The sequence below is a fragment of the Komagataeibacter sucrofermentans DSM 15973 genome, from assembly GCF_040581405.1.
Taxonomy (GTDB): Bacteria; Pseudomonadota; Alphaproteobacteria; order Acetobacterales; family Acetobacteraceae; genus Komagataeibacter; species Komagataeibacter sucrofermentans.
Map to the genome: position 1 here is coordinate 1698924 of NZ_CP137157.1, position 12551 is coordinate 1711474.

Genomic DNA, 12551 nt, shown 5'->3' on the forward strand with positions numbered 1-12551 from the left:
TGGCACAGGCCCGTTCCAGTTGGCGTTTTTTGCAAAAAGCAGAACACCCGAAAAATTCTGTCACTGCCCGAGCCTGAGCAAGAGGCCGGTCCGTGCGCCCCGAGGCTTTCAGTCCTCTATTGCAGCCACCGGGCGCGTGCTGGCCAGAGCGGGCAGTTCAAGCAGGTTGATCGCGGCCCCTTCGCCCTGCAGGACGCGGGCCATGTCGCGTATGCTGTCGTGATGGGTGAACAACAGCACCTGCGTGGTGCGCGCAAATTCGGCCAGCACGCTCAGCGTGCTATGGCTGCGGGCATCATCAAACTGCACCAGCAGGTCATCGGCAATAAAGGGCAGCGGTTCGGTCGCGCGGCAATAGGTCTCGACGCTGGCCAGGCGGAAGGCGAGGAAAAGCTGGTCGCGCGTGCCCGCACTCATCTCGCTCACCCCCACCGTGCTGCCATCAGGGCGCACGCCGCGCACCACGGGCTCATTACCGGCATCGAGTTCTGTCTGTATGCCGCTAAAGGCGCCATCGGTCGCCTGCGCCATGAAGCGGCCCGCCTGCCGCACCAGCGGGTCCTGCACCTGCGCGCGCACGCGGTCCATGGCGGCGGCGATCAGGTTACGCGCCAGGGTCAGTTCGGCATATTCCTCCACAATGCGGTGCAGGCTGGTAATGGCCGCCTCGCGCCGGGCGGCGGCCTGCGGGGCATCGGTATTGTGCTCAAAGGCGGCAAGGGCGCTTTCGGCATGCTGCTCCGTGCGCACGGCATCATCACGGGTGGCGGCAAGCTGCTGCTGCCGGGCCTGCATCGCCGCGAGTTCCGCCTGAAGTTCCGGCCCGTCACGCCCCTCAAGGGCTGCATGAAGCTGGGCGGGGGACCGGCCATCAGTCATGCAGGACAGGGTATGCAGCGCCTGTGCGTGGGCGGCAGCCACGCTGTCACGCTGTTCCAGCCGGGTGGCAAGCTGCCGCAGCGCATCAGCGCCCTGCACGTGGGTGCGGGCCTGAAGCGCATCAAGCACGCTGGTGGCGGCCTGCACGCCAGCCTCGCCCTGCGCCACCATATGGTTGGCCTTGTCGAGTTCGGGTTGCAGGGCTTCGCGCTGGTGGTGGGCCTTCTCGGTCTCGCGCCAGTGCTGTTCCAGTTCGTGGGCGGCCAGCGCCGCGTCAGCGGGCAGGCTCAGGGCAAGATGGGGGCGCAACCCGTCAAGGTCACGCGCCAGTTCGGCTTCATTTGCCGCAGCCTGCGCCGTGGCTTCATCAAGTTCGGCCAGTTGGGCAATGGCGGCGGGCGCTGCCGCCCATTCATCGGCAAGGTTACGGCCCGTCATGGGCAGGGCATCGGCGTTCAGGCCAATGGCCTGCATGGCGGGTGCCCAGCGGGCGGCCCATTGCTGCCGTTCGGCCTCAAGTGCCTCAGCCTGCTGGCCAAGCTGGGCGCGTTGGGGCAGCAGGTCATCATGTTCATGCCGCAGGCGGTCATATTCCTCATGCGCGCTGGCATGAAGGCGCAGAGCGCGGGTTACGCCCTCCACGCAGGCGGCGGGCGGCAGATCAGCGTCAACGCCCAGCGTGCGGGCCAGATGCGCCAGCCCGTCACGCTGCACGGCCAGCCTGATGTGCTCGTGTTCAAGAGCCGTGCGCTCGGTGGCGACCTGTTCGGCCTCGGCCAGCACGTCGCCGCGCTGCTGCAGGAACGCTTCAAGTGCCGCGGGCGTGGCCGCATGGGCCATAATGGCGGAAAAGGGCGTGATGAATTCCTGCCAGTGCCGGGCAATCTGCCGTGCCGTTTCGGCCTCCGTGCGCTCATGGCAGGCGATCGTGTCGGTGCGCTGGGTAATATCGTGGCGCAGCGCCTCGATGCGGGCAAGGCGATCGGCCTGTGCCAGCAACTGGCGTGACAGGCTGTCCACCTGCGTGATGGCGCTCTCCAGCATCGTGGCATTGTGCTGGCGCGTGGCGGGTGGGGTGGTGGTGTCCGCGCCCAGATAGGCATCGCGGATGGCGTGCCATGCATCGTCGCGCTGCACGCGGGCGGCATGCAGCATTTCGGGCGTAATGGTGTTGCCTGCGTGCTCAAGCCGCGCAAGTTCCGGGCGCAAGCTGGCCAGCCGTTCGCGCTCCGTAGCCAGGGCGTGGGTAATGCGCTCATGGTGGATGCGCAGCCGCTGCTGGCCCTCGGCTGCCTCGCGCACGGCCTGCGCATCGGGGCATGGCAGGGCCTGCAGGGCCGCAACCGTAGCCACGCCCAATGCCTGCAGCCGCGCATCAAGCCTGGCCTGAAGGGCTGCAAGACCATCCCTGCGCAGATCAAGGCGCTTGATCTCGGCTGGCAGGGTGGCAAAGGCGGATGCATCTGCATCCACGGGCCGGTCACGCCCCTGTGCCCGCAGGGTGTCGAGGCGTGCCGCCTTGCGGGCAAGGTCAAGGTCGGTCTGGGCTATTTTCTGCTCGAGCGCCGTGGCCGCGTTGCGCCACTGCATCTGGGCATCGGCCAGCTGGCGTATTTCTTCCAGCACCACGCGCGCGGGCATGAACTGGCGCAGATCGGCATCCGGGCCCTTGTTGAGCCACTGCCGCAGGCTGGCAAGGCTGAGGTTGATCTGCTGGCGTTTGGCGTCACGTTCAGGCCGGACCGCGCGCGCGCGGCGGACCACCTGCCCCAGCGCAATCACATGCGCCACGCGCGCGCCCTGCGCCATGAGCCGGGCCTGCTCTGCTGGCACTTCTGTCTGCTGTTGCAGGCGCTGGGCCTGCACGCGGGCCGCGGCATGGCTGGCCTGGGCGGCAGCGCTGGCATCAAGAGCGGCGGTAATCTCCGCCCCCATGCCGGTGGGCAGCGCGGCGAGGTCGGCCAGCGTGGCACGTTCAGCTTCCAGCCGGGTCAGGGCGTGAAGCTGGGGCAAGGCTTTGGCCAGTTGTTCGAGGCGTGCATGCAGGCGGCGCAGTTCGGCCTGTTCACGGTCACAATCAGCCCGGTGCTGGCGGGCCTCGTCACGCTGCTGGCAATGGCTTGTATAGGCCTCATGCGTAAGCGAGGCTTCCTTCAGGCTGTCCTGTGCCGCGCGAAAGGCATCGGATGCCTTGTAGAAGGCCCGCTCCGCCGCGCGGCGGGGGGCAAACAGGGCCGTGCGCCGTTCATCGATCTCGGCCAGCCGTGTCATGAGGGCACGCAGGCCGCCGCCCGCCTCCACGATCAGCCGCCCGATATCACCATTGGCCCGGAGCAGGGCCGCGCCCCCGCTGCGCAGGGTTTCATCATTGAGGCCGAACAGGGCGGTAAAGCGCTCGCGCGTCATGCCGCCAAGGGCCGGAGCCAGCACGTCATCGCTGACCGGCTGGCCATCGAGGCCGGCCAGCGTGCGGGTGCGGCCCTTGCGGCGGCGCAGGTCGAGCGTGGCGCCGTTGGCCAGCATGAGGCTGGCCTCCAGCCGGATCTGGTCATTGCCAAAGACGGCACCGGCATCGGACTGGTTGGGAATGCCGAACAGAAAATCCGTTATGGCGGAAAGCGTGGTGCTTTTGCCCGCCTCGTTCGGACCATGAATGACATGCAGGCCGGGAGCCGCACCAAAATCGAGTTCCAGATCCGCAATGGCGCCATAGCGGATGATGCGCAGGTTACGAATGTGCATCGTGGCTTTCTTCGGGGTTTTCCACCAATGACAGGGCAAGGTCCACCGCGCGGGCGGGTATGTCGGCTGCAAGCCCCGCGCGCAGGGCCTCGGTGCGGGTATGGGCGGGCATGCGGTCGATCACGGCGGCAAGGATGGCATCGAGTTCCGCGCGCAGGGCCTCAGGCGTGGCACTGGCGCGGATATCAGCGGCAATGCGCCCGCCGGTTGAGGTATCGAGCACGGGCGCGCGGGTGAGCGCGTGGGTATGAACCTTGAGGCGTTCGAGCCAGATCTCATCGGATATGCTGGCCAGCACGGTCTCGACCTCCAGCGTCAGGTCGCGCGCGTTGCGGATCAGGCCCGCATGCAGCGCTGTCGCGCCTGCGAGTTCCAGCCTCAGGGCAACGGGGCGCTCGCCTGCCTCATGCACCAGCCCCTCAACCGCGTGGCGGATCAGGCCGGTCATTTCGCCGCGCGTGGTGGCGGTGGACAGGTCAACCCGCACGCTGGCCCAGCGCACCACGTCAAGCACCTGATGCGCCACATCCACCACGGCACCCCCGCGCACGCTCACCAGCGAAGCCCCTTTCGGCCCGGCCTCGCGCGCGTGGCGGCCCTGCAGGTTGCCCGCATAGACCACATAGGGATCGCGATGCAGGATCTCGCGGGTGTGCACATGGCCCAGCGCCCAGTACTGGTAGCCATGATTGACCAGCTGCTCGACCGTGCAGGGTGCGTAAGGCTCATGCCCCTCGCGCCCCTGGCAGGCGGTGTGCAGGATGCCGATGTTGAACAGGCCGGGCACGGGCGGCGGGTAGTGCCGGGCAATATTGTCGGTCACGTCGCGGCGGCCAAAACTGCGGCCATGCACGGCCACGCCAAGGTCATCCATCACCTGCGTTTCGGCCTTGCGGGTATCGAACAGGTGCACGTTATCGGTCACGTGCAGGTGGCGCACAAAGCGGTTCTCGGCATCATGGTTGCCCAGAATCATGAACACGCGGATACCCGCCTGCTTCAGCCGCGCCATGCCGTTAACGAAAAACAGCCCGCACTGCGCATCACGCAGGTCGCCATCAAACACATCGCCCGCCAGCACCACGAAGCGGCATTCACGGTTGATGGCAAGGTCGATCATGTCATTAAAGGCGCGGCGCGAGGCATCACCAATCAGGCGGGCATATTCATCCGAGCGCACGCCCAGGCCCCGCAGCGGGCTATCGAGATGCAGGTCGGCGGCATGAAGAAAGCGGAATTCGTTCATGCCACCATCGTACTCCATTGAAAGCGGATGTAAATGTAATCAGGCGTCCGGATCGGTAATGTCGGTGCAGACATATTTCATCTCCAGATATTCATCCATGCCGTAGCGCGAGCCCTCGCGCCCCATGCCCGACTGCTTGATGCCGCCAAAGGGGGCGACCTCGTTCGAGATCAGCCCGGTATTATGGCCCACCATGCCGTATTCCAGCGCTTCGGCCACGCGGCAGGCGCGGGCGTGGTCGCGGGTGAAGAAATAGGCGGCAAGGCCATATTCCGTGTCATTGGCCATGGCGATGGCTTCCGCCTCGGTGTGAAAGCGCATGAGCGGGGCCACGGGGCCGAAGGTTTCCTCATGGGCAATGCGCATGGCGGGTGTTACATCGCGCAGCACGGTGGGGCGATAGAACAGCGCGCCTGCCCTGTCGCGCGTGCCGCCACACAGCACGCCTGCGCCCTTTGTCACGGCATCGCGCACATGGGCCTCCACCTTGTCGCGCGCCTGTGCGCTGATGAGCGGGCCAATGACGGAGTTGGGCTCATGGCCCGGCCCCACCTCCAGCCTGCCCACTACTCTGGCAAAGCGGGTGGCGAAGTCATCATAGATGCTGTCATGCACCAAAAAGCGGTTGGCGCACACGCAGGTCTGGCCAGCATTGCGGAATTTGGCGGCGATGGCGCTCTTGATGGCCTGTTCGATATGCGCATCCTCGAACACGATGAAGGGCGCATTGCCGCCAAGTTCAAGCGACAGGCGCTTGAGCGTGGGGGCTGACTGCGCCATGAGAATGCGCCCGACCTGCGTCGAGCCGGTAAAGGACAGCTTGCGAATGGCGGGGCTTGCGCACAGCGCCTTGCCCAGCCGCACGCCATCACCGGGCAGCACCTGCACCAGCCCTGCGGGCACGCCAGCCTGATGGGCAAGTTCAGCCAGCGCCAGGGCGGTGAGCGGGGTCAGTTCCGATGGCTTGATGATCATGGCGCACCCCGCCGCAAGGGCGGGGGCAGCCTTGCGGATAATCATGGCCGCAGGGAAATTCCATGGCGTAATCGCGGCGCACACCCCCACGGGCTGGCGGATCACGCTCAGCCGGGTAGCGGGGTTGGTGGGAGGGATTATGTCGCCATAGCCACGCATGGCCTCGGCTGCAAACCATGACAGGAAGCTTGCGGCATAGCGGATCTCGCCCGCCGCTTCCCCGCGCGGCTTGCCCTGCTCGGTCACGATCAGGGTGGCAAGGTCATCAAGATTGTCCATGACCAGATCATGCCAGCGCGCCAGGATCACCTGCCGCTGCGCGCCGGTGCGGTTGCGCCATTGCGCCTGTGCCGCCACGGCTGCCTCAATGGCGCGCGCCGCATCCGCCGCCCCGCATTCCGCTACTTCCGCCACCGCCGCGCCGGTCGCCGGGTTGTGCACCGCGCGGCGCGCGCCATTTGCCGCCGGGACCCATTCGCCATGAATGAACGCATCCGTGCGAAAAAGCGATGTATTGGCGAGATGCACGGTCATGTCAGGCTCCGATCAGGCGCGGTGGCGGGTTGGATGATGCTTGTACCTTCATCACGGATCGCATCCGATGCCGTCAATGCCGCATGGAGCCATGATCTGCCGCAGCCTGTGGCTGCAGCCCCGTTTTGCCCGCACGGGCGCGGATCATGACGGCCGTGCCACCGTGGCAGGCGTGCCATGCGCCGGGGGAATATCCTTTCGCTCCGCACCCCATGCCGGATGCGGGCCAGTGGTGCGCCATGCCGTTATCATATAAGTATGAGGCCGTTTTTATCAGGATGGATGTGGCGTGTTTCTGCGGCAACTGACTTACCTCATAGCGCTTGATCGCTACCGGCATTTCTCCCGCGCGGCGGAAAGCTGCGGCGTGTCGCAGCCCGCGCTCTCCTCGGCCATACGCCAGCTCGAGACCGAACTGGGCATTACCATCATCCGCCGCACCCGCCGCTTCAATGGCCTGACCGATGAGGGGCAGCGCGTGCTCGACTGGGCGCGCCAGACGCTGGCAGCCCTTGATGGCCTGCGGCAGGAAGCCGCCTTCGCGCAGGCGGTGGCGGGCGGGTCGCTGTCCATCGGCCTGATGCCGCCAGCACTCCAGGCCTCGCCCGTGCTGCTGGAAAGTTTTCGCACCGCCATCCCCGGCCTGCACCTGCAGGTGCGGCTTGGTTCATCTGCCGATACCATCCACCGCCTGCGCCAGCAGCAGCTTGATCTGGGGCTGGTCTATCTTGACCAGATCCCGCCCGATGGCCCCTTTGAGGCCCTGCCGCTTTACACTGAACAGCACGTGCTGGTGGCCGCCGAGCCGTTCGTGCTGCCCGCGGGCCGACGCGAGTGGCACACGCTGGCCGACCTGCCGCTATGCCTGCTGAGCACGGAAATGCGCACCCGCCAGATCGTGGATGAGGCTTTTCGCGCGGCGGGCGTGACGCCGAGCATCGTGCTGGAAACCAACTCGCTCGAGGTGCTGTATGCCGAGCTGCTGGCCGGGCGCCTGGCCAGCATCCTGCCCGTTGCGGCCCTGCCCACCCATACGGGGCATGGCCGGCTGCAGGTGCGCCCGCTGGGGCCATGCGCCGCGCCCGAAGTCGGGCTGGCACGGCTGACGCAGTCCCTGCCCACCGCATTGACCGTGCGGGTATGGGAGATTGCGGCGAGCATGGACATGCGCGACATCTTCGCCCTCAGGTAGGGCCGGGACTTTACGCCAGGGGCGTGCCTATCGGCCCCATCCCTGACCGAACTGCTGCATCTGCTGCTGCTGTTGCATTTGCATCTGCTGGCGCTGCTGGCCAAGCTGCTCTTCCTGCTGGCGGAACTGCTGATCCATCTGCTGGCGCTGCTGGTCGCGCTGCATGCGCATCTGCTCGCGCTGGCGCTCGATCTGCTCGCGGCCGCCGGGCTGGTTGCCCATCTGCCAGGCCTGCTGGTCAAGCTGCATCTGCTGCTGACGGAACTGCTGATCCATCTGCTGGCGCTGCTGGTCACGCTGCATGCGCATCTGCTCGCGCTGCTGGTCAAGCTGCATCTGCTGCTGGCGGAACTGCTGGTCCATCTGCTGGCGCTGCTGGTCGCGTTGCATGCGCTGCTGTGCATCCTGCTGCATCTGCTGCTGCATGTAAGGCTGGGCATGAGCCACGCCTGCGCCCGTCATCAGGCCGCCTGCAAGCGCAAGAACCGCAAGGCGGCGGGGGTACCGGGCGGAAAGATGGGGCATGACGGTTTCCTCATGTTACAATCCCTTCCTTCCTACAGGATCAGGGCTGGTAATCCAGCCCGATATCCATGACACGCACGGTATGCGTCAGCCAGCCCAGCGAGATCAGGTCCACCCCTGCCTTCGCCACGGCGGTGACCGTATCGGGCGTTATCCCGCCCGAAGCCTCGGTTATGGCGCGGCCATCCACCAGTTTCACGGCTTCGCGCAGCGTGTCGGGCGGCATGTTATCAAGCAGGAACACATCCACGCCGCCGGTTTCCAGCCCTTCGCGCAACTGTTCCAGCGTGTCCACTTCCAGTTCGATGCGCACCAGATGGCCTGCCGCCGCCCGCGCGCGCTCGACCGCGGGCCTGACGCCACCGGCAAAGGCGAGGTGGTTGTCCTTGATCAGGATCGCATCATCAAGGCCAAAACGGTGGTTGCCGCCGCCGCCTGCCCGCACGGCATATTTCTGGATGGCGCGCAGGCCGGGCATGGTCTTGCGCGTGCAGGTGATGCGGGCGCGGTAAGGCCGCACGAGGTCAACCACCGCAGCCGTGGCCGTGGCAATGCCGCTGAGATGCGACAGGAAGTTCAGCCCCACCCGCTCGCCCGACAGGATGCCGCGTGCCGGACCTTCCACCGTGGCCAGCACGTCGCCCGGCCCGACCCTGCCGCCATCACGCACCTTTGGGGCAAACGTGATGCGCCGGTCCATCAGGGCAAAGGACAGGCGCGCCATATCCAGCCCCGCGATCACGCCTTCCTGCCGCGCCACAAAGGCGGCGCGGACGATGGTATCGCCCTCCCCGATCACGGCATCGGTGGTGAGATCGCCCGCGCGGCCCAGATCCTCCAGCAGGCCCGCGCGCACGAGGGGTTCGAGCATGATGTCGGGCAAGGGGTGGAGCATGGGGGCGTTTCTTTCCTTCATTGGGGGGTCGCCATGGGCGCGTCCATCTGCGTGCTCAGGCGGGTAAGTTCCGCCAGTGTCAGGCGCGAGGCATGGGGCGTGGGTGCGGCGTGCGGATAATCGCTGCGGAAATGGCCGCCCCGGCTTTCGGCGCGCATCAGGGCCGCGTGCATGATGGCGGCACAGACCAGCCGGGCATCGCTTTCAGGCTGGGCCAGCACCTGCGCCAGCCCGGCCTCAAGTTCCGCCCCGCTGCGAATGACACCGGCATAACGGCTCATGAGCCGCCGCAGGCCAACCGGCGGGGGCATCCATTGTGGCCCTGTAGCAGCCACGCTGGCCACCGACCGGACCGGCCGATCATGGCCATCAAGCGCCTGGCCGATCCATGTGCCGAACGACACCGCCTCAAGCAGGGAATTGCTGGCCAGCCGGTTGGCCCCATGCAGGCCGGTGCAGGCGACCTCGCCCGCAGCCCACAGGCCCGGCACGCCGGTGCGCCCCGCATGGTCAACCACCACGCCGCCCATATGGTAATGGGCAGCAGGCCTTACGGGGATGGGCTGCGTGAGCGGATCAATGCCATGCGCCGCGCACAGCGCGGAAATGGCGGGGAAATGCTGCGTAAAGGCCGCCCCGATAGCCTTGCGGGCATCGAGATAGACCGTATGCCCTTCCATCATGTGCCGCCACACCGCGCGCGATACGGTGTCACGCGTGGCAAGTTCCTCGGTAAAGCGGGCACCGGTTTCATCGATCAGGGTGGCGCCTTCGCCCCGCACGGCCTCGCTGACAAGACACAGGCGCTGCCCATCCGCCCCGGCGGAAAGGGCGGTAGGATGAAACTGCACGAACTCCATATTGCCCAGCACGGCGCCCGCGCGCGCGGCAATGGCAAGCCCGCTGCCTGTGGCCCCTGCCGGGTTGGTGGTATCGGCAAACAGCCCGCCCACGCCGCCCGTGGCCAGCACGATGGCGGTGGCAGGCAGGGTTGCCTCCTCCCCCGCAACAACCACCCGCAGCCCGGCCACCGCGCCATCATGCAGCACCAGATCACGAGCCCGCGCCTGCTCGATGACTGTAATGCGCGGGGTGTGCCGCACACGGGCGATCAGGGCGCGCATGATGGCGGCTCCCGTCGCGTCCTCGCCTGCATGCACGATGCGGCGGCGCGCATGGGCGGCCTCCAGCCCGCGTTGCAGGCTGCCATCGGGGTTGCGGTCCCATGCCACGCCCAGGGCTGCAAGGCGCCGGACTGCGGCGGGGCCATCATCGGTTACCCGCGCCACTATAGCGGGGTCGCACAGGCCAGCGCCTGCCGCCAGCGTGTCGGCCGCGTGCAGGGCGGGCGTATCATCCGCGCCAATGGCAGCGGCCAGACCACCCTGCGCCAGCCAGCTTGCGGCGGGCGGCGGGCGAAGTTCATCAAGTCTGCCCGCGCACAGCAGCACGCACGGCCGCGTGGTGGAGAGCGCGGTCATCACCCCCGCCAGCCCCGCCCCCACGATGAGCGGCTGCCCCACAAGCGATGGCAGGGGCGGGAGCGCGGTCATATCGCCAGCATGCGCTCGACGGCACGGCGGCCACGGCTGGCCATTGCCGGGTCGAGCGTGACCTCATGCGTCATGTTTTCCAGTGACTGGCGGATATTGGCCAGCGTGATGCGCTTCATGTGCGGGCACATGTTGCACGGGCGGATGAACTCGGTCTGCGGATAGCGCACGGCCAGGTTGTCACTCATGGAACACTCTGTCACCAGCAGGATGCGGCCGCCCTTATGGTCGCGCACGTAATCATCCATCATGGCGGTGGAGCCGCTGAAATCCGATACCGCCACGACCTCGGGCGGACATTCGGGGTGGGCAAGCACCACGAGGCCGGGGTGGTCGGCGCGCATGCGCTCGATCTCGCCCGGCGTAAAGCGCTCATGCACCTCGCAGTGACCAGCCCAGGTGATCATCTTGATGCCGGTCTCGGCCTCGATGTTGCGGGCCAGATATTCATCGGGGATCATGATGACCCGGTCGGTGCCCAGGCTTTCCACCACGCGCTTTGCATTGCCCGAGGTGCAGCAGATGTCGCTCTCGGCCTTCACCTCGGCGGAGGTGTTTACATACGTCACCACCGGCACGCCGGGGTAGCGCTGGCGCAGCAGGCGCACGTCGGCCCCCGTGATGGAATCGGCCAGCGAGCAGCCTGCCCTGAGGTCAGGGATCAGCACGGTGCTGTGCGGGTTGAGCATCTTGGCGGTCTCGGCCATGAAATGCACGCCCGCCATCACGATCACGTCGGCATCCGTATTCTGCGCCTCACGCGCCAGGGCGAGGCTGTCGCCACGGATATCGGACACGCAATGGAAGATTTCCGGCGTCTGGTAGTTATGCGCCAGAATGACGGCGTTGCGCTCGCGCTTGAGGACCTCGATCGCGCGGATGTCCTCGACAAAGGTCTCCCATTCCATTTCGGGGACCAGATGACGCACCCGGTCATACAGCCCGTCCGTTTTGCCACGTGGCGCAATCTGGTTCATGCCTGTTCTCCCTTTCCGTTCCCGCATGCCATTTATGCTCATATTGAGTATAAGTTGGGCCGCAGGGACCGGCCCCACACTTCCAGAGCGAAACAGCCCGCTTGTCAATCAGGATTTTCGTGAGGTGCGCCCCGCCCCGCTCAGGGCTGCACCAGCGGGATCTTGGTGCCAACGAACTGCCGCGCCTGCCGCACCTCGCCACAGAAGCGGAACAGACGGGCCGGGCGACCGCCGGTGTGTTCCTCGATTTCGCCAGTTTCTTCAACCAGTTGCTGCTGCATGATCAGGCGACGGAAATTCTGCTTGTGCACATGCACGCCTGACAGGCTTTCCATCACGCGCTGGAGCTGGAGCAGGGTGAAGGCCTCGGGCATGAGTTCAAACACAACCGGGCGATAACGTATTCTTGCACGCAACCGCGCCATGGCCGTTGCCAGAATGCGACGATGGTCATGGTGCATGGACTGCCCCGGCACCGCGCGATCGGGCGGGCAGCCCGCCTCGGCCACCAGCCCGGCCTCATACAGCAGTTCGTAGCGCTGGAGCACCAGTTCGTCATTCCAGGCCACCATGTCGCCAATGGCGAACAGGCTGACACAGCGCTGCCACTGCCGCACGCGCCCGGCGGCATGGCCCATGCCCGCCACCCAGTGGCACAGCAGGCGCTCGATCAGGGCCAGGCTGGCGCGGCCCTCGTCGCTCTTGCAGTTCTCCCACGGGAAGTAGTCGTACCAGTCACGCCACCCCGTCTCGCCCGCGTGGCTGCGCGTGAGGGCAAGATAGGAAATGGCGATCATCCGCCCCTGCGTGGTGGCAAGGATGCGGTCATGATCGGCAAAGGTATAGAGCTGCTCGACATGCCCGATGGGGTGGCCGGTCTGGCGCTCGACCCATGCCCTGACGCCCGCCTGCAGCGAGCGGTGCGTGCTTTCCAGCGGGCCGGAAGGCAGCTGCCGCCCATGGTCGATGGTCATAACCTGCGGAACATCCCCCCGCACGGCCGTCAGCACGGCGATCAGCTCGATCATCATAT

The 12551-nt window shown here is 66.5% G+C and carries 10 protein-coding genes; 1 reads left to right on the forward strand and 9 read right to left on the reverse strand.

Features of this window, described 5'->3' with window-relative positions; translation table 11 throughout:
- Positions 1 to 108: 108 nt before the first annotated feature.
- From R5N89_RS08270 to R5N89_RS08285, 4 genes are all read right to left on the reverse strand, one after another.
- Positions 109 to 3621: a YhaN family protein gene (locus R5N89_RS08270; RefSeq protein ID WP_110567616.1), complete on the reverse strand. Its 3513-nt coding sequence runs from the start codon at positions 3619 to 3621 to the stop codon at positions 109 to 111.
- Positions 3608 to 4867: a DNA repair exonuclease gene (locus R5N89_RS08275; protein WP_244192078.1), complete on the reverse strand. Its 1260-nt coding sequence runs from the start codon at positions 4865 to 4867 to the stop codon at positions 3608 to 3610. The genes R5N89_RS08270 and R5N89_RS08275 overlap by 14 nt, the downstream gene beginning before the upstream one ends.
- Positions 4868 to 4906: 39 nt before the next feature.
- Positions 4907 to 6376, reverse strand: a complete 1470-nt coding sequence (locus tag R5N89_RS08280) for an NAD-dependent succinate-semialdehyde dehydrogenase (protein ID WP_110567612.1) — start codon at positions 6374 to 6376, stop codon at positions 4907 to 4909.
- Positions 6377 to 6449: 73 nt separating this feature from the next.
- Positions 6450 to 6617, reverse strand: coding sequence for a hypothetical protein (locus tag R5N89_RS08285; protein ID WP_167400827.1), 168 nt, complete (start codon positions 6615 to 6617; stop codon positions 6450 to 6452).
- A gap of 48 nt (positions 6618 to 6665) precedes the next feature.
- On the opposite strand from R5N89_RS08285, the gene R5N89_RS08290 reads away from it, so the two are divergent.
- Complete coding sequence (locus R5N89_RS08290; RefSeq protein ID WP_167400826.1) at positions 6666 to 7568, forward strand: LysR family transcriptional regulator; 903 nt, start codon at positions 6666 to 6668, stop codon at positions 7566 to 7568.
- A gap of 27 nt (positions 7569 to 7595) precedes the next feature.
- Here R5N89_RS08290 and R5N89_RS08295 read toward each other — a convergent pair whose 3' ends face one another.
- The 5 genes from R5N89_RS08295 to R5N89_RS08315 form a co-directional block, all read right to left on the reverse strand.
- A complete protein-coding gene (locus R5N89_RS08295) occupies positions 7596 to 8093 on the reverse strand; it encodes a hypothetical protein (protein WP_208624632.1) in 498 nt (165 codons plus the stop codon).
- A 40-nt stretch (positions 8094 to 8133) separates the two neighbouring features.
- A complete protein-coding gene (gene nadC / locus R5N89_RS08300; RefSeq protein ID WP_110567610.1) occupies positions 8134 to 8988 on the reverse strand; it encodes a carboxylating nicotinate-nucleotide diphosphorylase in 855 nt (284 codons plus the stop codon).
- A gap of 17 nt (positions 8989 to 9005) precedes the next feature.
- Complete coding sequence (locus R5N89_RS08305; RefSeq protein ID WP_110567608.1) at positions 9006 to 10541, reverse strand: L-aspartate oxidase; 1536 nt, start codon at positions 10539 to 10541, stop codon at positions 9006 to 9008.
- Entirely contained in the window at positions 10538 to 11518 is a 981-nt protein-coding gene (gene nadA / locus R5N89_RS08310) for a quinolinate synthase NadA (protein WP_110567607.1), read from the reverse strand. The genes R5N89_RS08305 and nadA overlap by 4 nt, the downstream gene beginning before the upstream one ends.
- Before the next feature lie 140 nt (positions 11519 to 11658).
- Positions 11659 to 12549 (reverse strand): NrtR DNA-binding winged helix domain-containing protein, encoded by an 891-nt coding sequence (locus R5N89_RS08315; RefSeq protein WP_110567605.1) that lies wholly within the window; start codon positions 12547 to 12549, stop codon positions 11659 to 11661.
- Positions 12550 to 12551 lie beyond the last annotated feature (2 nt).